The sequence below is a fragment of the Streptomyces caniscabiei genome (genome assembly GCF_014930365.1).
Lineage (GTDB): Bacteria > Actinomycetota > Actinomycetes > Streptomycetales > Streptomycetaceae > Streptomyces > Streptomyces caniscabiei.
Map to the genome: position 1 here is coordinate 84,040 of NZ_JABXWI010000004.1, position 22,005 is coordinate 106,044.

Annotated in this window: 20 protein-coding genes; 12 read left to right on the forward strand and 8 right to left on the reverse strand. The window is 71.9% G+C overall.

The features are described 5' to 3' along the window. The first annotated feature begins 92 nt into the window (after positions 1-92). The 4 genes from HW837_RS12105 (at position 93) to HW837_RS12120 (ending at position 4,416) form a co-directional block, all read left to right on the forward strand. Positions 93-1,394 (forward strand): aromatic ring-hydroxylating oxygenase subunit alpha, encoded by a 1,302-nt coding sequence (locus tag HW837_RS12105; RefSeq protein ID WP_045561973.1) that lies wholly within the window; start codon positions 93-95, stop codon positions 1,392-1,394. After that, positions 1,391-2,215, forward strand: a complete 825-nt coding sequence (locus HW837_RS12110) for an SDR family NAD(P)-dependent oxidoreductase (RefSeq protein WP_234442770.1) — start codon at positions 1,391-1,393, stop codon at positions 2,213-2,215. Before HW837_RS12105 ends, HW837_RS12110 begins: the two co-directional genes overlap by 4 nt. A gap of 32 nt (positions 2,216-2,247) precedes the next feature. Continuing rightward, positions 2,248-4,029, forward strand: coding sequence for a PEP-utilizing enzyme (locus HW837_RS12115; protein ID WP_045561971.1), 1,782 nt, complete (start codon positions 2,248-2,250; stop codon positions 4,027-4,029). Between the two features lie 72 nt (positions 4,030-4,101). Then, on the forward strand, positions 4,102-4,416 hold the full coding sequence (locus HW837_RS12120; protein ID WP_052683111.1) for a putative quinol monooxygenase: 315 nt from the start codon (positions 4,102-4,104) through the stop codon (positions 4,414-4,416). Between the two features lie 41 nt (positions 4,417-4,457). Here the strand turns inward: HW837_RS12120 and HW837_RS12125 are convergent, their stop codons facing one another. The 4 genes from HW837_RS12125 to HW837_RS12140 are packed head-to-tail and all read right to left on the reverse strand — an operon-like array spanning position 4,458 to position 7,424. Beyond that, positions 4,458-5,480 (reverse strand): NADP-dependent oxidoreductase, encoded by a 1,023-nt coding sequence (locus HW837_RS12125; RefSeq protein WP_078853850.1) that lies wholly within the window; start codon positions 5,478-5,480, stop codon positions 4,458-4,460. 4 nt (positions 5,481-5,484) lie between these two features. Next, positions 5,485-5,700 carry a hypothetical protein gene (locus tag HW837_RS12130; protein ID WP_045561970.1) on the reverse strand — a complete coding sequence of 72 codons (216 nt, stop codon included), beginning with the start codon at positions 5,698-5,700 and terminating at the stop codon, positions 5,485-5,487. 6 nt (positions 5,701-5,706) lie between these two features. Next, the gene (locus HW837_RS12135) at positions 5,707-6,021 is read right to left on the reverse strand and encodes a 2Fe-2S iron-sulfur cluster-binding protein (protein WP_045561969.1); all 315 of its coding nucleotides are present in this window, start codon (positions 6,019-6,021) and stop codon (positions 5,707-5,709) included. Then, positions 6,018-7,424 (reverse strand): aromatic ring-hydroxylating oxygenase subunit alpha, encoded by a 1,407-nt coding sequence (locus HW837_RS12140; protein ID WP_234442769.1) that lies wholly within the window; start codon positions 7,422-7,424, stop codon positions 6,018-6,020. The genes HW837_RS12135 and HW837_RS12140 overlap by 4 nt, the downstream gene beginning before the upstream one ends. A 439-nt stretch (positions 7,425-7,863) precedes the next feature. On the opposite strand from HW837_RS12140, the gene HW837_RS12145 reads away from it, so the two are divergent. The 4 genes from HW837_RS12145 to HW837_RS12160 are packed head-to-tail and all read left to right on the forward strand — an operon-like array spanning position 7,864 to position 12,746. Beyond that, positions 7,864-9,006: a substrate-binding domain-containing protein gene (locus HW837_RS12145; protein ID WP_193379776.1), complete on the forward strand. Its 1,143-nt coding sequence runs from the start codon at positions 7,864-7,866 to the stop codon at positions 9,004-9,006. A 17-nt stretch (positions 9,007-9,023) separates the two neighbouring features. After that, positions 9,024-10,514 carry a sugar ABC transporter ATP-binding protein gene (locus HW837_RS12150; RefSeq protein WP_193379775.1) on the forward strand — a complete coding sequence of 497 codons (1,491 nt, stop codon included), beginning with the start codon at positions 9,024-9,026 and terminating at the stop codon, positions 10,512-10,514. A gap of 52 nt (positions 10,515-10,566) precedes the next feature. After that, positions 10,567-11,703, forward strand: a complete 1,137-nt coding sequence (locus tag HW837_RS12155; RefSeq protein ID WP_052683109.1) for an ABC transporter permease — start codon at positions 10,567-10,569, stop codon at positions 11,701-11,703. Continuing rightward, positions 11,703-12,746, forward strand: a complete 1,044-nt coding sequence (locus tag HW837_RS12160) for an NAD(P)-dependent alcohol dehydrogenase (RefSeq protein ID WP_193379821.1) — start codon at positions 11,703-11,705, stop codon at positions 12,744-12,746. Before HW837_RS12155 ends, HW837_RS12160 begins: the two co-directional genes overlap by 1 nt. Before the next feature lie 132 nt (positions 12,747-12,878). Here HW837_RS12160 and HW837_RS12165 read toward each other — a convergent pair whose 3' ends face one another. The 4 genes from HW837_RS12165 to HW837_RS12180 form a co-directional block, all read right to left on the reverse strand. Next, positions 12,879-13,865: an SGNH/GDSL hydrolase family protein gene (locus HW837_RS12165; protein WP_234442768.1), complete on the reverse strand. Its 987-nt coding sequence runs from the start codon at positions 13,863-13,865 to the stop codon at positions 12,879-12,881. Positions 13,866-14,376: 511 nt separating this feature from the next. Further along, positions 14,377-15,162 carry a ThuA domain-containing protein gene (locus HW837_RS12170; protein ID WP_193379774.1) on the reverse strand — a complete coding sequence of 262 codons (786 nt, stop codon included), beginning with the start codon at positions 15,160-15,162 and terminating at the stop codon, positions 14,377-14,379. A gap of 3 nt (positions 15,163-15,165) precedes the next feature. Beyond that, positions 15,166-15,930 (reverse strand): SDR family NAD(P)-dependent oxidoreductase, encoded by a 765-nt coding sequence (locus tag HW837_RS12175; protein WP_193379773.1) that lies wholly within the window; start codon positions 15,928-15,930, stop codon positions 15,166-15,168. Between the two features lie 84 nt (positions 15,931-16,014). Next, positions 16,015-17,253 (reverse strand): acyl-CoA dehydrogenase family protein, encoded by a 1,239-nt coding sequence (locus tag HW837_RS12180; protein WP_193379772.1) that lies wholly within the window; start codon positions 17,251-17,253, stop codon positions 16,015-16,017. 197 nt (positions 17,254-17,450) lie between these two features. Between HW837_RS12180 and HW837_RS12185 the strand changes: the two genes are divergently transcribed. The 4 genes from HW837_RS12185 (at position 17,451) to HW837_RS12200 (ending at position 21,955) form a co-directional block, all read left to right on the forward strand. Next, positions 17,451-18,989 (forward strand): AMP-binding protein, encoded by a 1,539-nt coding sequence (locus tag HW837_RS12185; protein ID WP_045561961.1) that lies wholly within the window; start codon positions 17,451-17,453, stop codon positions 18,987-18,989. A 124-nt stretch (positions 18,990-19,113) separates the two neighbouring features. Continuing rightward, positions 19,114-19,719, forward strand: a complete 606-nt coding sequence (locus HW837_RS12190; RefSeq protein WP_193379771.1) for a histidine phosphatase family protein — start codon at positions 19,114-19,116, stop codon at positions 19,717-19,719. Positions 19,720-19,775: 56 nt separating this feature from the next. After that, complete coding sequence (locus tag HW837_RS12195; protein ID WP_193379770.1) at positions 19,776-20,966, forward strand: acetyl-CoA C-acyltransferase; 1,191 nt, start codon at positions 19,776-19,778, stop codon at positions 20,964-20,966. A gap of 20 nt (positions 20,967-20,986) precedes the next feature. Beyond that, a complete protein-coding gene (locus HW837_RS12200) occupies positions 20,987-21,955 on the forward strand; it encodes a PDR/VanB family oxidoreductase (protein ID WP_193379769.1) in 969 nt (322 codons plus the stop codon). Positions 21,956-22,005: the final 50 nt, after the last annotated feature.

The window sequence follows — 22,005 nt, forward strand, 5'->3', positions numbered from 1 at the left end:
CACTAAGTCCTGTTGTCGTTTCGGACACAACCCAGCTGTCGCATTCCGAAGCCGGTCACCGGCTCGCGGCTGGGAGGGATTGTGAGGACATCGTGGTCCAGACCAGTTCACCGGAGCTTCGGGAGACGGACGCCGGGAGCGAGCCGCCCTCGGCCCCCTCCACCCCCGAGTACTCCTCGTGGATCAGCCGGGACCGGTCCACCGACGCCGCGTCCGTGACGATGCGGCGGGAGGCCGCCGAACTCGTCGAACGTGTGCTGACGCACTACCGCGACAGCACGACGCACGAGGCGGACGGCCAGTGGACGGAGCCGGTCGCCCACTACCTCGACGCCGACCGCTGGCGACGGGAGACGGACGCCGTCCACCGGAGCGTCCCGCTGCCGCTCGCGATGTCCTGCGAGCTTCCCGGGCCGAACACCTACAAGGCGATCGACGTGCTCGGCCTCCCGGTGCTGATCACCCGTGACCGGCAGGGCGCCGTGCACGCGATGATCAACGCCTGCCGGCACCGGGGGGCCAAGCTCGTGGAACCCGGCTGCGGGGTGTCGAGGCGGCTCACCTGCCCCTACCACTCCTGGTCCTACGACCTGGCCGGTGAGCTGCGGGGCGTGTACGCCGAGAAGACCTTCGGCGAGGTTCCGCGCGAGGGCCGCGGCCTGATCAGGCTGCCGGCCGGGGAACGGGCGGGGATCGTCTTCGTCTCGCTGGACCCCGCCGCCGAACCCGACCTGGACGACTGGCTGGGCGATCTGCTGCCCCTGCTGGAGGGGCTGCGACTGGCGGAGTGCCACCACTACTCCACCGGCGAACTGAGCAGCCCCAACTGGAAGGTCACCCTCGACGGGTACCTGGAGACGTACCACTTCGCCTCGCTGCACCCCAAGACGGTGTTCGAGACGAACCTCTCCAACATGATGGCCCACGACACCTGGGGCCCCCACCAGCGCATCGCCCCGGCCCTGCGCCCCATCGCGCAGGCGGTCGAACTGCCCCCGGACCGGCGCGACCCGGGGGAATGCGTCGGCCCCATCTACTGGCTCTTCCCCGGCCTGGCGATCGCCGGCGGCTGGCGGCAGAAGATCGCCGTCTCCCTGGTGCTCCCCCGGACGGCCATCGAATCGGTGACCCAGCAGATCATCCTGCTGCGGGAACCGGCGGTCACCGAGGAGGAGCGCGAGGCCGCCGACCGGTTCGGCGCATGGTTCCACGAGGTGGTCCGCGACGAGGACTACGCGACCACCTACGGAGTCCAGCAGGGCCTGGCCGCCCTCGACGGGACCGACTTCGTCTTCGGACGCAACGAGCCCGGACTCCAGCACTTCCACCGCACCATCCACCAGCACCTGGACAGACAAGCCGAAGGCACGCAAGCCGACAGAGCCACCAGGTGACGAACCAACAACACTCGCGGGAGAACACCATGGTGGCTTCGGGCAGCCTCGACGGACGTGTCGCGGTGATCACGGGCAGCACGCGCAGCATCGGCCGCGCCATCGCCGAACGGTTCCTGGCCGACGGCGCCACGGTCGTCATCAGCGGCCGCAGCGAACTCAAGGGCAAGCAGGCCCTGGAGGAGATCGGCGCCGGCGACCGGGCCGTCTTCCACCCCTGTGACGCCAACAGCCAGGAGGACATCGAGAACCTCGCCGACTTCGCCGCCGAGCGCTTCGGCCGGCTCGACGTCTGGGTCAACAACGCCGGCGGCACCTCCGGCTTCGCCCCGGTCCACCAGCTCAGCGACGAGGCCTGGCACGACGCCCTCAAGCTGAACCTCAACGCCTACTTCTACGGCACCCGGCGCGCGCTGCCGAAGATGCTGGCGGGCGGCTGGGGACGGATCATCAACATCTCCTCCGTCGAGGGCAAGCAGGCCAACAAGCCCGCGATCAGCCACTACATCACCAACAAGCACGCGATCCACGGACTGACCAAGGCGACCGCCTTCGAGTACGGCACCCAGGGCATCACCTGCAACGCCATCTGCCCCGGCGCCGTCGACACCGACCTGATGCGGGCCGCCGGACCGGCCGCGGCCGAGGCCGAGGGCATCTCCTACGAGGAGTGGCTGGGCCGGTTCGCCGAGCACGCCGCCACCAAGGAGATCACCACCGTGGAACAGATCGCCGCGGTCGCCTCGCTGCTCGCCAGCGACGCGGGCGCCGGTATCACGGGCACGCTGATCAGCGTCGACGGCGGTACGGCGCAGTGGTAGGGACGGGGACGGACGGCGGGAGACCCTCGGTCATGAAGAGCTGGATCACGGACTGGCAGCGCAGTGAGCGGCTGCCGCACTACACCCGGGCCAACGCGGGCGAGACCCTCCCCGAGCCGGCCAGCCCGCTGGGCTGGACCCTGGTCTGGGGGCGGGGCCTGCACGGCTGGCGCAAGGGCTTCGTCGGCTTCGGCATCTACCGCGAGGAGGAGGTGGCCGGCCCCCGACCGCCGTTCGTCGGGATGTTCGGCGGCTACTTCTACCTCAACCTGTCCCACATGCGGCTGTTCGGCATCCGTATGGGGCAGACGGCGGACCAGATCGACGCCGCGTTCGTCGGCCAGCGCTCCGACACCCCGGTGTACGTGGCGCACCCCGACGACCAGGACGGAGAGCTGACCGCCAAGGCCGGCGGCACGCTCCAGCGGATGCTGGGGCAGTCCGGCTTCCCGGAAGCCGACGCCGACCGGGAGCGACTGCGCCGCCTGCGCCGCGACCGGCCGGACCTGACCCGCTTGTCGGACGCCGAACTGGTGGCGCACGCACGCTCGCTGCTGGACGACGTGGAGACGACGTTCCAGCGGCACGTCGAGTCGTCGCTGCCCGCGTCCGTGGGACCCGCGATCCTCGGACCGCTGTGCGCGAGCGTGGACCGCTCCGACGCGATGCTGGACCTCATCGGCGGTCTCGGCGACGTCGACTCGGCCTCCCCCTCGGACGGGCTGTGGACCCTGTCCCGCCAGGTGGCGACCTCGGTGGAGCTGACCGCGCTGTTCGACGAGGGTCCGGCCGCCGTGGAACGGGCGCTCGACGGGGCGATCGGGGACGTGAAGGCGTTCCGTGACGCCTTCGAGGAGTTCCTGGCCACGTCCGGCGACCGCGGCCCCAACGAGTGGGACATCCACGCGCTGTCGTGGGAGGCGGCGCCGGTCCAGGCACTGGCGCTGGTCGACCGGATCCGGCACAGCTCCGCCGACGACTCGCCGGCCGCCCGGCGGGTTCGGCTGACCGAGCGGCGCGAGCGGACCGCGGCGGAGATCCGGGCCGCGCTGCCCGAGGACGCGCAGCCGATGTTCGACGCCGGCATGCACGCCTCCCAGGTATGGATCCCGGCCCGCGAGCGCACCAAGGCGAACTGTGTGACCGTCGTCAACGAGATCCGTATGGCGGTGCGCGAGCTCGGCCGCCGGGGCGTCGAGGCGGGGCGCTTCGCCGAGCCGGGGGACGTGATGATGCTGCTGGACACCGAGCTCGACGACTACGTCGCCGACCCGGAGCCGTTCGGCCCGGTCATCGCGCGGCGGTTGGAGGAGTACGCCGGGCTGCACGAGCTGGAGCCGCCGTTCTTCATCGCCGACGACTCCCGGACCGAGATCGACAGCTGGCCGCGGCGCGCCGAGGAGCGTACCGAGGCCGCGGTCGAGGGTGACGTGCTCAGCGGTGTGGGCGGCAGCCACGGCACGTACACCGGCAGGGTGCGGGTGGTCACCGACCCGGCCTCGTGCGAGGCGCTGGAGCCGGGAGAGGTGCTGGTCGCGCCGATCACGGACGCGGCCTGGACCCCGCTGTTCCTGGTCGCCGGGGCGGCCGTGGTGGACGTGGGCGCGCTCAACAGCCACGCCGTCGTGGTCTGCCGCGAACTGGGCATCCCGGCCGTCATCTCCGTCGAAGGCGGGACGAGGCGGCTGCGGGACGGGATGCTGATCACGGTCGACGGCCACCGGGGCACGGTCACGGTGGACTCCGTGGATTCCGTGGACTCCGTGGACGACGTGAACTCCGTGGATGACGTCCCGGCGCCGCTCGGCGCGTGAGCACACACCGAGGGCCCGCCGCTCCCCTGCCCGGGGCGGCGGGCCCGACGACTTGACCGCGAAAGGAGCCCCGTGGCCGAGGAGATCATCGTCGCCGGCTGGATGGACTACGCACCCGGTGACCGCGACACCATGCTGGCGGCCCTCGTCGAGCTGGGCCGGCACACCCGCGAGCGGGAACCGGGCTGTCTGGACTACGCCATGACCGCCGACCCCACCGACGCGCGGCGCATCCGGGTGTATGAGCACTGGACCTCGCAGCGCGCCCTCGACGAGCACTTCTCCACCGCGCACATCAAGGACTTCCGGGCGGCCGTGGCGGGGCTGACCCGCGTGGGGGTCTCCCTGACGGCGCACACCGTCGCCGCCTCCCACCCCATGCGCTGAGAACGGCGCCCCCGTCGGGGGCGCCGTTCGGTTCACCGGGGTCAGCCCAGCCGTACCAGCATCTTGCCGACGTTGGCGCCGTCCAGCAGGGACAGCAGCGCGCCGGCGGCGCTCTCCAGGCCGTCCACGACCGTCTCGCGCGCCGTGATGCGGCCGTCGGCCAGCCAGTGCGCGACCCGCTGCTCGAACTCCGGCCGCAGGTCGTCGTGGTCACGGACGATGAACCCGCGCAGCGTCAGCCTCTTGAGGACGGCCTGGATCAACTGGTTGATGTCCACCGGCCGTCGCTCGCCGCCGAACTGCGACATCATGCCGCACAGGGCGACGCGCCCACCGGTGCGCAGCGCGTGCAGGGCGGCGGCGAGCTGCTCGCCGCCGACGTTGTCGAAGTAGACGTCGAGACCGTCGGGTGCCAGCCGGGCCAGCGCCTCGCGCACCGGCTCGGTCCGGTAGTCCGCGGCGGCGTCGTAGCCGAACTCCTTCACCAGCAGGGCGCACTTGTCGGGCCCACCGGCCGTCCCGACGACCCGGCCCGCGCCCAGCAGGCGCGCGAACTGGCCGGCGGCGGTGCCCACGGCCCCGGCAGCCGCGGACACGAAGACGGTGTCGCCTGGGCGGAGTTCCGCGATCCGGGTCAGGCCGACGTACGCGGTGAATCCGGTCTGGCCGAGCAGCCCGAGCCAGGTCGGCAGCGGGGCGAGGCGCGGGTCGATGCGATCCGCGCCGTCGGTGTCCCCGGCGTCCAGCACGGCCCGCTCCCGCCAGCCCAGTTGGTGCCGGACGAAGGCGCCCGCCGGTACCGACGGGCAGCGGCTCTCCTCGACGACCCCGAGAGCCCGGCCGTCTAGCGGCGAGCCGGGGGTGAAGTTGTGCGTGTAGTGCTTCTCGGTGCTCTCCAGCCGCCCACGCATGGACGGGTCGACGCTCATGTAGAGGTTGCGGACGAGCAGTTGGCCCGCGCCGAGGGGCGGCAGCGGGCGTTTCTCGACGGCGAAGTCACCGGGCACCGGCTCCCCATCGGGCCGGCGCACCAGGCAGACCACCCGGGTGGTGCGGGGTGTCACCGGGTCACTCACCCGGCTGCGCGGCACCGCGACGCCGGGCGAGCCGGCCCACCCAGCCGGCCATCTGCAGGTCGGCGTGGCGCAGTTCGCCCGACTGCCAACGGGCCTGGAAGTCGAAGACGCCCCGCGCGCCGGTCTTCGGGTCGGTCACCTCGACCAGACCGTCCTCGGTGAGCCGGTACACATGCCCGGTCAGTGGGTGGATCACTTGCTTGGACATGGGGCCTCACTCCTGCACTCGGCGGCGTACGCCGCGCTTGGTCACGGTCACCGGGCCCTCGACCCGGAGCCGGCAGGCGAGCCGGGTCAGGCCGTCCACCGGCTTGCGCAGGGCCTCGATGCCCTCGCGCTCCAGCGGGTCCACGGGGGAACAGTTCTCGGCGCCCTCCTCGATCCGGACGAAGCAGGTGCGGCAGGTGCCCTTGCCGCCGCAGAGGGTCGGCCATCGGTAGCCGAGCCGCCCGGCGGCGGTGAACAGGTCCTCGCCGTCGAGGAGTTCGAGTTCCTCTCCGGAGGGCCGGACCGCGACGCGGTGGGTCACTTGTCCATCCAGTGGTCGAGCGTCCGGTTGAAGTGGCGGATTCGGCTCTCCTGGTAGTTGGCGAGAGTGATGCCCGGCTTGCGCATCGCCTTCAGGCCCTGCTGCACGTACGGCAGGTTCTCGCAGTCCTGGTCGAAGACGGGCCCGAGCACGCCGAGTTCGGGGATGTCCGCGAAGAGCATGTCCTCCGGCACCCAGCGGATCTCCGCCGGAGGCGGCGTCTCGCCGGGCTCCTTCGGGGCCGACATGAAGATGATCTCGGCGGTGCAGGAGTCCGGATCGAGGCCGTGGGGCCGGAACCGGTAGATGATGTTGGACTTGGCGCCGCCCCACGGGTTGAAGTTGGGGAACAGCAGGTAGTTGATGGCGTCCAGCAGTTCGGTGTCGGGGGTCTGGGAGAAGTCCTGGCTGGAGGTGGTCTCCAGTTGCGCGCGCATCCGCTGAGCGAGGACCTGGCGGGCGGTGCCGCCGGGCGGGATCGCGGGCAGTTCGTCGCCCTCCCCCCGTACCAGGTCGCGGCCCTGGGCCGCCGAGTAGAACGCGCGCGAGTCGTAGAAGGTCTCCAGCACGTCCTCCTCCGTGACGGAGTCGGCCACGTGCGGGCTGGGCGCGCCCTGGATGTTGATCATCCGGTTCCAGTTCGGCTGGTCCGCCATCACGTCGTACTGGGAGTTGGCGTCGGCGAGCCACGGCAGCATCTGCGGGTGGGTCGCGATCACATGGAAGGACTCGATGAACGCGTCCTGCGCGATCTTCCAGTTGCAGGGCAGCACCTTGGCGATGTGCAGGGACTTGTAGCGGTTCTCCAGCGGCCAGATGTAGTAGTCGTCGAAGGTGCCGCGGTAGCTGTCGAAGGACTCCGCGCAGGGGTCCATGTTGATGAAGACGAAGCCGCGCCAGGTGGCCACGCGGGCCTCGGGGAGCGCGAACTTCTCCGGGTCGACATGCGGGAAGTCCCAGGCGCACGGCGGGCTCTGCATGGTGCCGTCGAGGTTCCAGGCGAAGCCGTGGAAGGGGCAGCGGAGCTCGCCGACGTTGCCGCCGGCGGTACGCAGTTTGCGGCCGCGGTGCAGGCACACGTTGACGAAGGCGCGGATCTCGCCTGGGGCGGTGCGCACGACGATCAGCGAGTCGTCGCCGATCTCGTAGATCTCGTGGTCGCCGACCTCGGGGATCTCGCTCTCCAGGCAGGCGAACTGCCAGACGCGCCGCCACACCTGTCGCATCTCGCGTTCGGCCCACTCACGGGAGGTGAAGCGGGTGGTGTCGATGTCCTCGCTGCCGAGGTGATCGTTCCGCTCGAATCTCAGGGCGGCGGGAACAGGCCGGCTGTCCTGGTCGAGGTAGTCCTGGACGCTGGGCCCTGGGCACCGTGCGGTACCCGACTCCGACGTTTCGTCCATCATCTCTCCTCCGGCAGAAACTTTAGAGTGAGTGTAGTTAGCTGCCCTGGCCGGGAGCAACAGTCGTGACGATGGACCGGGGCGCATACAGCGAGGTCACCGCAGAAACCGCCGCCGGGCCTGGAATTTCTTACGGCGACCCCCTCCCCAATCCAGTCGGGGCATGTCACACTCCGACGCACTTGAGGCTGTAGTGCCTCATAAGTTTCTCGTCCGGGTCGGCTCTGGCTCGTCCCGGACACAGTGCCGCGGGACCATCCTGACGGCCCGCGCCGTGCCCCACGCCGGCTACCGACGCAGCCCGCTTCCCCTCAAGCCCCCATACGCGCCGTCCCGTCCCGGGCGGCACAGGGATCCGCCTGGCCGAAGCCGACTGCCGCGTTCGCGGAGCGACGCGGACCGCGGCAGCGCAGGCGCCACACCACGGGAGTACTCGACGATGAGTTCCACACCCGGTCGCGCGGTCCGCCGCGCCGTCACCGCGCTCGTGTCCGTCACCGCCCTGCTGGGCCTTGCGGCCTGCGGTGACGACTCCACTCCGGCCGCCGGCAGCTCACAGGCGGCGGCACCCGACTCGCCCGGCCTGACGGCGGCCCGCGCGGCGCTGAAGAAGTTCTCCGAGCGCCCGGCCACGATCCCCGTCACCGAGCCCGTCGGCAAGAAGATCCCCAAGGGCAAGGAGATCGACTTCATCCTGTGCGGCGTCCAGTCCTGCAAGGACCTCGCGGACTTCTTCACCGAGGCCGCCGAGGAGCTGGGCTGGAAGGTGAAGCAGATCGCCACCCAGGGCACGCCGGAGTCCGTCCAGGCCGCCTACGAGCAGGCCCTGCGCGACAAGCCGGACGCCGTCGTCGCCTCCGGTTTCCCGCGCGCCGTCTACGCCAAGCAGCTGGCCCAACTGAAGGCCGCCGAGATCCCCGTCCTGCAGTCGAACGCCGACGACCTGCTCGGCGACGGCATCTCCCTGCTCAGCAACGGGCCGGACGACGTCGCCGTGCAGGGCGACATGCTCGCCTCGTGGGTGGTGTCGGACAGCGGCGCCAATGCGAACACCGTCTACTTCGATCTCCCGGCCTACACGATCCTCAAGCCCGTGAAGGACTCCTTCGCCACCAAGTACGAGAAGTGGTGCGCCGGTTGTCCTCTGGACCAGGTCGACGTGCCGATCACCGCGGTGGGCAAGGACATGCCGGACCGCGTGGTGTCCTACCTCCGGTCGCACCCGAAGGTGACCCACGTCGTCTTCTCCCTCGGCCTGCTCAACGTGGGCGTTCCGGCCGCGCTGAAGACCGCCGGCCTCACCGGCAAGCACATCGTCGTCAACGTCGGTGACGCGCAGAACTACCAGTACATCCAGAGCGGTCTCACCGACGGCGCGATGGCATTGAACTCCCACGAGACGGCATGGCTCCAGGCCGACGCGCTGGCCCGGCACTTCACCGGCCAGCCCATGGACGTGGACCAGCACGCGAAGCTGCCCAACATGCTCGTCACCAAGGACAACCTGCCCTCCGCCGACGGCGACTTCCCGATCGTCGAGGACTACCAGGCGCAGTTCAAGGCGCTGTGGGGCCTGAGTTGACCGGGCCGGTGCTCCGGGTGTCCGCCCTGTCGAAGAGATTCGGCGGCACCCAGGCCCTCAAGGACGTCGATCTGGAGGTCGCGCAGGGCGAGATCCACGCCCTGATCGGCCCCAACGGCTCCGGCAAGTCCACCCTCATCAAGATTCTCGCCGGATACCACCACGCGGAGCCGGGAGCGGTCGCCGAACTCGACGGCGAACCGTTCGACCTCGGGCAGGTCACCGCCTCCCGGCACGACCGGCTCCGCTTCGTCCACCAAGAACTGGGGCTGGTGGGCGAGTTGAGCGCCATCGACAACCTCGCGCTCAGCCGTGGCTTCGCCCGTACGGCCCTCGGCAACATCCGCTGGCCGGAGATGGAGCGGCGCACGACCGCGCTGGTCGAACGGTTCGGCCTCGGCATCGACGTCCGCCGGCCCCTGACGACGGCCACCCCCGTCCAGCGCGCGGTGGTGGCCATCGCCGCCGCGCTCCAGGGCTGGGAGGGCCGCCGCGGTGTCCTGGTGCTCGACGAACCCACCGCCGTACTGCCGCCCGGTGAGGTGGCCCGCCTGTTCGACATCGTGCGGGAGGTCCGTGACGCCGGCGCCGGCGTGCTGTACGTCTCGCACCGGATGGACGAGATCTTCGCGCTCGCCGACCGGGTCACCGTGATCCGCGGCGGGCGCCGGATCGCCACGCGCCGGGTCGACGAACTCACCCCGCGCTCACTGGCGGAGCTGATGGCGGGCGAGGGGTCGGAGACCGACCACCGCCCGGCTCCCCGGCCCGGCACCGACGCGGCCGTGCTGGAGGTCCGCGACCTGTGGGCCGGCCCCCTGCGCGGCATCGGCTTCGACCTCGCCGGTGGCGAACGCCTGGGCATCACGGGGCTGGTCGGCTCCGGCCACGAGATCGTGCCGTACGCGGTGTGCGGGGCCCATGCCGGGCGGGTGAGCGGCAGGCTGCGGCTGCCGGAGCGCTCCGAACGCTGGACCGACGCGCGCCGCGCCGGTGGGCTGGGCCTGCCCCTGGTCCCCGCCGACCGGACGGCCGAGGGGGTGATCGGCGACTTCTCGGTCGGCGAGAACCTCACGCTCCCCCTCCTACGGCGGCTCCGTGCCCGGGGCGGGCGGCTGCACCGGCGCCGCGAGTCGGTCCTCGCCGAGGAGTGGATCGAGCGGGTCGGGGTGCGCACGGCGGGCCGCGGGGCCCGCATCACCACGCTGAGCGGCGGCAACCAGCAGAAGGTCGTCATGGCCCGCTGCCTCGCCCAGCGCCCGCCGGTGCTGGCGCTGTGCGAACCCACGGCGGGCGTCGACATCGCCACCCGTCTGCAGCTGTACGACCTGATAGAGCGTCAGGCGGGCGAGGGCATGGGCGTCATCGTCTCCTCCTCCGACACCCAGGACCTGCTCGCGCTGTGCACCCGAGTCCTGGTGGTGCGGGAGGGCCGGATCGTACGGGAGCTCAGCGGCCCCGACATCACCGAGCCCGCGCTGGTGCACGCCATGGAAGGGACCGAGTGACATGACCCTCGGAAGGAACCGATGACATGAGTCCTGGAAGGAACCGAGTGACATGACATCCACCCCGACCCGGCCGGCGGCGCTCAGGCCGCCCGCGCCGCACCGGCACCCGGGGCTCGTCCCGGCCGCACCGGTCCGGCGGGCGGTGGCCGCCCTGTCGTTCCGGAACATCGGCGCCGTGTACGTGTGGCTGGTCATCGCCGTGCTCTTCTCCGTCTGGGCACCGGAGACGTTCCCGACCGTCACCACGGTCAAGCAGGTACTCAACGGCAACGCCGTGGCGGGGCTGGTGGCCCTCAGCGTCGTTCCGCCGCTGGCCGCCCGGGTCTTCGACCTCTCGGTCGCCTACACCATGTCGCTCACCAGCGTGCTGACCGCCTACTTCCTGGTCACCGCCGGACTCGGCCCCTCCGCCGCGATCGCCCTGGCGATGACCGCCGCGCTGCTGATCGGGGTCGTCAACGGCGTCGTGGTCGTGGTGCTGCGCGTCGACTCGTTCATCGCCACCCTGGCGACCGGCGCGCTGATCCAGTCGCTGATCACCATGGTCACCAACGACAGCTCCATCACCGGCGTACAACTGCTGGCCGAGCCGTTCGCGAGCATCGCCCAGCTGGACGCGGGCGGCATCACGCTGCCGGTGCTGTACCTGCTGCTCGCCGCCGTGGCCATCTGGTTCCTGCTGGAACACACCGCCACCGGGCGACGGTTGTACGCGACCGGCTTCAACGCCGACGCGGCACGGCTGCAGGGGGTGCGCACCGACCGGCTGCGGTTCCTGACCCTGGTGACCTCCGCACTGCTCTCCGGCGCTGCCGGGGTCGTCTTCGCGTCGGCGGTCGGATCGGGATCGCCGACCGCGGGCACCCCGTATCTGCTGTCGGCCTACGCGGCGGCCTTCGTCGGGGCGACGCAGCTGCGCGCCGGACGCTTCAACGCCTGGGGCACGGTGCTCGCCGTCCTGTTGCTCGGCACCGGCGTCACCGGACTCGGACTCGCCACCAGCGCCCCGTGGGCCGCGAGCCTGTTCACCGGCTCGGTCCTCATCGTCGCGCTGGTCCTGACGGGTGGCCGGATCACCCTGCCGGCCGTCCTGCGGCGCCGAACGGGAAACCCCTCGGGTGTCACCCCTGCCCCTCCCACGGAGGGCGCCGCCGCGCCTGCCCCCAGCAAGGAGATCGAGGAATGATGAAGGCTGTGCAGTACCGGAAGGTAGGACAGGCGCCCGAGGTCGTCGAGGTCCCCGTGCCCGAACCCGGTCCCGGTCAGGTGCTGTTGAAGGTGGCGGCGGCGGGGCTGTGCCACTCCGACCTCGCGGTCATGGGCTGGCCCGAGAAGCAGTTCCCGTACGCGCTGCCGATGACGCTCGGCCACGAGGGGGCCGGCACCGTCGCGGCGCTGGGCAGCGGGGTCGAGGGGCTGACGGAGGGTGACCCGGTGGCGGTGTACGGGCCGTGGGGCTGCGGTCGCTGCCGCAAGTGCGGGCAGGGCAAGGAGAACTGCTGTCCGCACGCCGCCGGACTCGGCATCATGCCGCCCGGGCTCGGCCGGCCCGGCGCCCTGGCCGAGTACATGCTCGTTGACTCGCCCCGCCATCTGGTGCCGCTGAACGGGCTCGACCCGGTGCAGGCGGCACCGCTCACCGACGCCGGGCTGACGCCGTATCACGCGATCGCAAGGTCGCTGCCCAAGCTGGTACCGGGCAGTACGTCGGTCGTGATCGGCGTCGGTGGGCTCGGCCATCTGGCCGTGCAGCTGCTGCGCGCGCTGACGCCCGCCAGGGTGGTCGCCCTCGACGTGAGCAAGGAGAAGCTGGAACTGGCCACGACCGTCGGCGCGCACGAGGCGCTGCTCTCCGACGACGCGGCGGCCGGCCGGATCCGGGAGCTCACCGGCGGGGTGGGAGCGGAGGTGGTGCTGGACTTCGTGGGAGCGGAAGCCACGCTGGCCGTCGCCGCCGCGTCGGTGGCGGTGGAGGGCGATGTGACCACCGTCGGCCTCGGCGGGGGCACGCTGGCGGTCGGCTTCGGCGGAGGTCTGCCGTTCGAGGTGTCCGCGACGTTCCCCTACTGGGGCAGCCTCGTGGAGCTGATGGAGGTCGTCGAGCTGGCACGGCAGGGGCTCGTCTCCTCCCACGTGGAGACCTTCTCCCTGGAGGAGACACCGGTGGCGTACGAGCGCCTGCACGCGGGCGAGATCAACGGCCGCGCGGTGGTACTGCCGCACGGCTGAGCGGGGGTGGCCCGGTCCTGGGGCAAGCAGCCGGCAGGTGCCGACCGCCGCGGGGCGCGGCGGTCGGCCGGATGTCCGGGGACGCGTTTTCGTGCGGATGCCGTGGCTCTGGCGTCGGGTTCGGCCTGCTGGTCAGCGTTCGAGGAGGGCGATTCGGACGGCTCGTTCGACGTGGGCGGCGGTGTTGGCGTGGCCTTCGGCGTTGGGGTGGACCAAGGTGACGCGCTTGTGGATGAGGCCGCAGTTCAGCAGGGTGCCGGGAAGCTTGGCGGGCCAGTAGTCCTCGGCGTCGCCGCAGATTCCCTCGACCCACTTGGTGCCGGCGGGCTCACAGGCGTCGTGGCCCACGCTGGAGGAGTAGACGTCGACGTAGCGGTCGCCGAAGAATGACGTGACCCGCTGGATCGTGCTGTTCAGCGGCTTGAGGACGTCGTCACGGAGCCAGTCGATGTCGGCGTGCTTGATCGAGCCCAGTTCGGTGAGGGCGAGGCGGTTGCAGGCCGTGCCCTCCTCGGGCAGGACGGCCGGATAGCCGACGGTGATCACCTTGGCGTTGGGTGCGGCCTCGTGCACCTTGGCCAGCATTTCGATGTACTCGTCCTGGACCCTGGCGAGCTTGTCCTTGATGCTCTCCTCTCCCTCGGGAGGACTGGCGTAGTACTCGCGACAGGACTCGCCGGGCGTCGCGCCCAGTTCGAGGCACTTGAGGAGCATGCCGCCGAAGGGCAGGCTGTTGCCGCCGACGCCGATGGTGACGACGTCGGTCGAGTCGTTGAGCTTCGCTCGCTGGATCTGCGGGTCCACTGCGGGCCATCCTCCGGCGGGGGGCTGGACCGGGCTGATCGGCGTCTGCTTGGTGTTGGCGATGTCGGCGATGGTGGCGTTGCCGCAGCTGACGTCGGTCAGGTGGACGTACTTGCCTGGCGGGAACTCGTCGAGCTCCCGCTCGACGACGCCGGGGTAGGCGTCGGCGGTGCGGTCACAGCCGTCCCGCGACGCATCGCCGAGCGGGGGCTGCGGGGCTCCGACGAACCCGCCGGCGGTGTACGAGTCACCCATCGCGGCCCACTGGTACTGATCAGCCGCACCGGCGGAGCCCGAGGGCACAAGCGCGGACACCGCCAGCGTGAACCCCAAGGCCAGTGCTCTCGTTCGCAGGCGGGAGGCAGGGGGCCGCGTGGCACCCCCGGCACGGGCAGGCCGCATCGCTGAGGCGAGGCCCGCCCATCGGCCCACAGGCGTCGAACGCATCCACAGTCTCCATTCACTCAACGTAGTCACGTGACTACGGAGCGAAGATATGCGAGAGCACGTGCACGCCGGACGGGTGCGCCGGGTAAACCACCCGAGCGTATTGTGCTGAGGTTCTGGGGCCACGGTGAGTGCGCCGGGTGGCCGCCCCTCGGCAGCCAAGACCCGCGCCACAAGACAGCCATGGGTGCCGCGCCCGGTCTGCGGGGCCGGTGGCCGACGTCCTGGCAGGTGCGCGCTTCGTTGACGCTTCGCGTGCCCCCCCCGGCGGCCCGGGTCGCCCCCAGCGACGGCCCAGGCGCCCGCGGCGGGCTGGGGACTGTCGTGCCGGTCGGGGGACGGGGCGTCTCCCCCGACTGCTCCCTCGTCGTCGCGCCGCTCAGCCGCCCACGGGGCCTTCCTCCCCCACCACCCGCTCCACGCAGCGCCGCAGCACGGTCACGAACTCCGCGGTCTCCCACGGCCCCCGGTCCACCCGCCCGGTGTCCGCCACGCCGAGGTCCTGCATGTCGTGGCGGCCCCGGCAGTGGCCGAGGGTGAAGTAGCAGACCTCGCCGAGACCGTGCCGCTTGAGATACAGCACCGGGCGAGGCGCGTCGTCCTGGGCCGCCGTGTCGCCCTCGGCGAAACCCCGGCACGGCCCCGTGAACTCGGCGTGCAGCAGCACCTCCAGCTCCCCGTGCAGCTCGCACACGTACAACTCGTCGCTGACCGTGAACGGTTCGATGCCGGCGACCAGCGGATGGCCGGACCGTGTCACCCGCACCTCGTAGGGCTCGATCGGCGGATGGGCGAGGAACTGGCTGCCGAGCACGGCCGCCAGGGCGCCGAGGAGCCGGGGGGTGGTGAAGACCCGGGGGCCGCCGGGAGCGGGCGGGTCGATCACCGCGTTGGTGCCGTGCAGGGCGAGCCAGCGCCCGCCCCGTTCGACGAACCGCCCCAGCGCCTCCCGCTCGGCCGGGCGGGGCCGGACGTCACAGGTGTAGGTCACCAGCAGATCGGCCGCCTCCAACGCGGCGGCACAGTCGTAGTCCTGGAAGACCGTCGTACGGACCCGCGGATGCTCACCGAGCAGTTCCAGCAGCCGCAGCCGCGCGTAGTCGACGTCGTGCCATCTCCCGCCGCACACCAGTACGGCGTCCAGCCGGCCGGCCGGGCCCGCCACGGCTCAGTACTGGACGCGGGTCAGCAACCCGCCGTCCACCACGAGGTTGACGCCGACGCAGAAGGAGCCGGTCCGCCCGAGCAGGAACGCCACGGCCGCGGCCACGTCCTCCGCCGTGCCGTAGCGGCCGATGGGCAGCTTGGCGAGGACCTCCTCGTACACCTCCGGCCGGCTGGTGCGGATGGTCTCCCAGGCGCCGCCGGGGAAGTCGATCGGGCCGGGTGAGACGGTGTTGACGCGGATGCCCTTCGGCGCGAGGGCGTGCGCGAGGGCCGAGGCGTGCTGGACGACGGCGGCCTTCAGCGCGGAGTAGGAGTTGGCGCCGGCGGGCCGGGCGGTGTCGGAGGCGTTGGTGGTGCCGATGACGACCACCGCGGCCCGCTCCGAGGCCTCCAGGTGGGGCAGGGCCGCCTCGACCAGCCCCGCGAACGGGATCAGGTCACCGCGCAGGCTCGCCTCCCACGAGTCGGGGCCCTTGACGTTGCCCGCCGACACGTTGGACACCAACAGGTCCAGGCCGCCGAGTTCACCGGCCGCCCGCTCGACGAAGCCCGCGAGCGCGGTCGGGTCGGTGACGTCGACCGGCTCGGCGAACACCGTCGCTCCCTCGCCGCGCAGTTCGGCCGCGGCCTTGGCGAGCGCTTCCTCGCCCCGGGCGCACAGCGCCAGCGCGCAGCCCTCGGCCGCCAGGGTGCCGGCGATCGCCCGGCCGATGCCCCGGCTCGCGCCGGTCACCAGCGCCTTCGCGCCTGTCAGTCCCAGATCCATCGATGTCACTCCTTTGTGCTTGCCGAACGTGTGCTTGCCGGACGGGCCGAATGCTTGCCGGACGGGCCGAAGGCCCAAGGGGGCTCAGCTGCCGGGGAGTTGCGAGAACGGCACCCGGTCCACGCGTGGTTCCGGCGGAAGCCTCAGTACGCGTTCGCCGATGAGGTTGCGCTGGATCTGGTCGGTGCCTCCGGCGAGCCGGTAGCCCGGGGCGCCGAGCAGGTGCTCGGTCCAGGCGAACGTGCCCGGCTCCTCGGTGTCGGCGCTGATCCGGGCGCCCATCAGTTCCGCGGCGACCTGCCCGGTGCGGGTGAGCAGGTCGGAGGCCATCAGCTTGGTCAGCGACGCCTCGGGGCCGGGCCGGCCGCCGGAGGCGCTCGCGCGGGCGACACGGTCCACCGTGGCGGCGCGCAGTTCGGTACGGACGTACAGGTCGGCGAGGTGCTGACGGACCAGCGGGTCGTCGGTGCGGCCGAGCGAGCGGGCGAGGGCGAGAACGTCGGTGAAGGTGCCGCCCTTGCGCCGGTTGCCGCTGCCGGAGGCGGTCCGTTCGAAGCCGAGGGTGGCGGTGGCGACCTCCCAGCCCTGGCCCGGGCGCCCGATGCGGAGCCGGTCGGGGACGCGGACCCCGCTGAGGAAGACCTCGTTGAAGGAGGCGCCGCCGCTCATCTGCCGGATGGGGCGCACCTCCACGCCGGGGGCGTCCATCGGGACCAGGAAGGCGGTGATGCCCGCCTGTTTGACGACCTCGGGATCGGTGCGGGCGAGGAGCAGACCGTACTCGGCGAACTGCGCTCCCGAGGTCCACACCTTCTGTCCGTCGATCACCCACTCCTCGCCTTCCCGCCGGGCCCGGGTGCGCAGCCCGGCCAGGTCGGAGCCGGCGCCGGGCTCGCTGAAGAGCTGGCAGGCGAGCAGGTCCGTACGCAGGAACGCGCGTGCGTGCTCCTGGCGTTGCTCGGGTGTGCCGAACAGGGACACCGCCATCGCGACCAGGCGCACCGTGACGCTGATCAGTTCGGTGGACGGCGGGACGTCGAAGGCCGACTCCTCCTCGGCGAAAGCCGCCGCGTGGGCGGCGGTCAGGCCGGCGCCGCCCCTGTCACGGGGAAGGGTCAGGGCCTGGTACCCGGAGTCGAAGCGGGCGCGCTGGTAGGCGCGGCAACGCTCCAGCAGCAGGCGCTCCTCGTCCTCGGGAAGGTTGTGGAACACCGCGAGGCCGGCGGCCTCGCCGGTGGTCCGAGTCGGTCGCGCCGGTTCGAGGATGGTGGTCAGCCACTGTCGGACCGCGGTGCGCCATGTGTCCGGATCGGGCTGGGACATGGCTCCTCCTTGAGACGGCACTTACCAGACGGAAGTTGCAGTAATGGTGATCGGAAGAAATCCGAACCATCTGCTTGAGCATGTATGAACGCGTCGGCTTGCATCAGAGTGTTCCGCACTTTCTTGATAAACGCTACAGTCTCGACATCGCCTCTCCCCTGAACGTGGGAGAGGACCGAGGAGTCGCCGGAGGAGCCATGTCGCTGCTGCCATTCGACCGTCGCGCCCGGGAGACACCGGACGAACCCGCCTTGGTGGACGACTGGGAAGTGCTGTCCTGGTCCGGTCTCGCCGACCAGGTGGAGCGGGCCGCGGCGCGGCTGCTGGAGATCGCCCCCGGCCCTCATGACCGGGTCGTCGTCCTGGGCGACAACGCCGTCCCGACGGTCGTGGCCCATCTCGCAGGACTGCGCGCCGGGGTGGGGACCGTGGCCACGTCCCGGCAACTGACGCCGGGTGAGCTGGTGGACCAGATCATCGACGCGGGGGCGACCGGCATCATCGCCGGCCCCGCCGGGGCGGGTGCCGCCCTGGACGCGGCGAGGGAGCTGGGCCTGCCTCTGGTGCTGCACGGAACCACGGCGATCGGGCACGCCTTCGACTGGGACCTGTGGCTGGCGGCCACGCCCGCCGGACGGGCCCTTCCGAAGGGCCGGCCCGCCCGACCGCCCCTCGTCTACACCTCGGGCACCACCGGCCGGGCGCGCGGCACCGAGGTGCGCTGGGTGAGCGGCCCCATCTCCGACAGCGCCGCGTATCTGGCCGCGATCGCCGTCCGGCCCGGATTCCCGCCCGGGCCGCACCTGGTGTGCGGCCCGCTCCAGCACAACGCGGCGCTGACGTCGCTGCGGCACCTCGCGGCCGGCGGGCAGGTGGTCGTCCTCGGCAGATACGACCCGGCGATCTTCCTGAGCCGTGTCGCGAAGTGGCGGGTCACCTCCACCGTCATGGTTCCCACCCACTTCCAACGGCTGCTCGCCCTGCCGGACGAGGTACGCGCCCGGTACGACGTCTCCAGCCTCACGCAGGTCTCCCACACCGGCTCCGCGTGTCCGCCGGACGTCAAGCGGGCCATGATCGAGTGGTTCGGGCCGGTGCTGACGGAGTCGTACGGCGCCAGCGAGGCTGGCACCGTGGCCCGCATCAGCAGCACCGAGTGGCTGGAGCACCCCGGTTCGGTGGGGCGCGCACAGCCCCCGTTCGAGGTGCTGGTCACCGGTGACGACGGCCGGCCGCTGCCACCCGGCGAGCGTGGGCTCCTCGCGTTCCGCGCACCCGAGGACCGGGGCGTGCGCTACCACGCGGACCCGGAGAAGACGAAGTCCGCCTACCTCTCCCCCGGCGTCTTCACCCTCGGCGACATCGGCTACGTCGACACGAACGGCTACATCTTCATCACCGACCGGGCCGCCGACGTCGTGGTCTCCGGCGGCGTCAACCTGTACCCGGCGGAGAGCGAGGAGGTGCTGCGGCAGCACCCGGCGGTCGCCGAGGTGGCGGTCATCGGGGTGCCCGACCCGGACTTCGGAGAGTCGTTGCGGGCGCTGGTCGTGGCGGGCGCCGACGAGCCGCCGGCCGAGGACCTGGACCGGTTCTGCCGCGCACGACTGGCCGCCTACAAGTGCCCGAAAGCGTACGAGTTCGTTCCGGAGCTGCCGCGCAACGCGATGGGCAAGCTCGACAAGCGGGCGATGCGCCGCCCCTATTGGCACTCCGAGCGGACCATCGCGGGCTGAGCGGGGGGCCCGACGACGACCGTTCGACCGTCACGATCTCCGTCCCGCCGATCCGTCCCATGCCTCCGTCCCACCGCCCCACCGTCCCACCGCCCCCGCCGACCTGTCACCCGAAGGACCATCCATGACCGAACTTCTCCTCATCCGGCACGGCCTCCCCCTGGCGGGCGTGTACGACCCGGGGCTGTCGCCGGAGGGCATCGCGCAGGCGGAGCGCCTCGCCGCCTGGCTCAGGGCCGAGGACATCGACGGCTTGTACACCAGCCCGTTCCGGCGCGCCCGCGAGACGGTGGCGCCCCTGGAGCGGCTCACCGGTATGACCGCGACCGTGCTGGACGACCTGCGCGAGTGGGACACGGACGTCTCACACCCCTACACCCCGCCGGAGCAGATCGGCGCGGACGACCCCCGGGCGGCGGCCCTCGCCGAGGGACGGTACGAGGACTTCGTACCGGAGCTGGACTGGGACGCCTTCCGCGCGCGTGCCGCACGGGCCATGGACACCATCCTCGACGCCCATCCCGGCGGGCGGGTCGCGGCCGTGTGCCACGGCGGCATCACCAACACCTATCTGGCGACACTGCTCGGCCTGCCCAGGATGTTCTGGTTCCACCCCGGCTACACGTCGATCTGCCGGGTGCGGCGGCTGCCGGGCGGCCGGATCGTCCCGCACTCGGTGAACGAGACGGCCCACATGATCGCCGACCGCGCCGTCGACGCGGTCGCCTGACCCGCCCGCCCGCGTTCCCCAGGCCCGACCGCCCCACTCTTCCAGGAGGCCCCGGCATGCCCGGATCCGTCATCGTCTCCGGCGCCAGAACACCCATCGGCCGACTGATGGGTGCCCTGAGCACCGTGTCCGCCGTCGACCTCGGCGCCCACGCCATCAGCGCGGCACTGGCCGCCGCGCGTCTGGACCCGGCCGCGGTGGAAGCCGTCGTCCTCGGCCATGTCGTCCAGGCCGGGGCCGGCCCCAATCCGGCACGACAGGCCGCGATCCGCGCCGGGGTCCCGTTCTCCGTGCCCGCGAGCACCGTCAACAAGCTCTGTCTGTCGGGTCTGCACGCCATCGCCCTGGCCGACCTCATGATCGCCTCCGGCCGTCACGAGGTGGTCGTCGCGGGCGGCATGGAGTCCATGTCGGGCGCCCCGCACCTGCTGCGCGGAGCACGTACCGGCTGGAAGTACGGCGCGACCGCCGTCGAGGACGCCCTCGACCGAGACGCCCTCGTCTGCGCCTTCGACGGTGTCTCCATGGGCGCGGCGACCGAGCGGTACCAGCAGCCGTACGCCCTGACCCGCGCGGAGCAGGACGAGTACAGCGCGCTCTCCCACCAACGGGCCGCCCGCGCACGGGAGTCCGGCGCGCTGAGCGAGGAGATCGCCCCGTTCACGGTGACGGAACGGCGTGGCGAGACGGTGGTGGACACCGACGAGGGCGTACGGCCGGACAGCACGGCCGGGAGCCTCGGCCGTCTGAAGCCGGCGTTCTCCGGCGGGGGCACCATCACCGCGGGGAACTCCTCCCAGCTCTCCGACGGCGCCGCGGCGGTCGTCGTGATGAGCGCGGAACGCGCCCGGCGGGAGGGCCTGACTCCGCTCGCCGAGATCGGCGCCTACGGCACGGTCGCCGGTCCCGACCCCTCCCTGCTGGTCCAGCCGGCCGGCGCGGTCCTCGACGCGCTGTCCCGGGACGGACGGCTCAAGACCGCAGACCTGGATCTGTTCGAGATCAACGAAGCGTTCGCCGGAGTGGCCCTCGCCTCCGTCCGAGAGCTGGAGATCCCTTCGGAGAAGGTGAACGTCAACGGCGGTGCCATCGCGCTCGGCCACCCGGTCGGCATGACGGGCGCCCGACTGGTGCTGACCCTCGCGGCGGAGCTGCGGCGACGCGGCGGCGGCACCGGGGCGGCGGCCCTGTGCGGGGGCGGCGGCCAGGGCGACGCGCTGCTGCTGCACGTGCCGGCACAGGCCTGAACCCCGAAAGCGGACGCACCATGAACGACCAACCACCGCCGACCGAGACGGTCCTCACCGTGGCGAGCCGTACCCCCGCCGCCGACGGCGTCGTCTCCCTCACTCTGCGCCGCCCCGACGGCGGGACACTTCCGTCCTGGGCGCCGGGCGCTCACATCGACGTGCTCCTGGACGGTGCCGACGGCGACCTGATCCGTCAGTACTCCCTGTGCGGGCGCCCGGAGGAACGCGAGGTGTGGCAGATCGCCGTGCTGCGCGAGCCGCGCAGCCGTGGCGGCTCCGCCCATGTCCACGACCATCTGCGCGAAGGCTCCACCGTCCGCGTGCGTGGCCCCCGGAACAACTTCCCGCTGCGGCCCGCCGCACGTCAGCTGTTCGTCGCCGGCGGTGTCGGCATCACGCCCGTCCTCTCCATGGTCGAGACCGCCGACGCCGCGGGAGCCGACTGGCGACTGCTGTACGGCGGCCGCACCCGCACCTCCATGGCGTTCCTGGACCGTCTCGCCCCGTACGGGAAGCGTGTTCTGATCCGTCCCCAGGACGAGTACGGCCTGCTGGACCTCGCCGCCTTCCTCGGCCCGCCCGAGCCCGACACCCTGGTGCACGCCTGCGGTCCCGAACCCCTGCTGCGGGCCCTGCGGGAGCAGTGCGAGGGCTGGCCCCCTGGCACGCTGGGCGTCGAGCGGTTCGCCCCGGTCGAGACGGCGGGGGCCGGCCCCGCCGAGGCCTTCGAGGTGGAGCTCGCCCGCTCCGGGCTCACCCTCACCGTGCCGCCGGACCGCTCGGTGCTCGAAGCGGTGGAGAAGGCGGGCGTCGAGGTGGCCTCCTCCTGCCGGGAGGGCACCTGCGGCACCTGTGAGACCGATGTCCTCGACGGCGATCCCGACCACCGCGACTCGCTGCTCACCGAGGACGAGCGGGCCGCCGGCGACACCATGCTCATCTGCGTCTCGCGCTCGTGCGGGCCGCGCCTCGTCCTGGACCTGTGAGCGGGCGGGGGCAGTTGACCGCGCACACCGCCCCTGTGCCGCTGCTCACG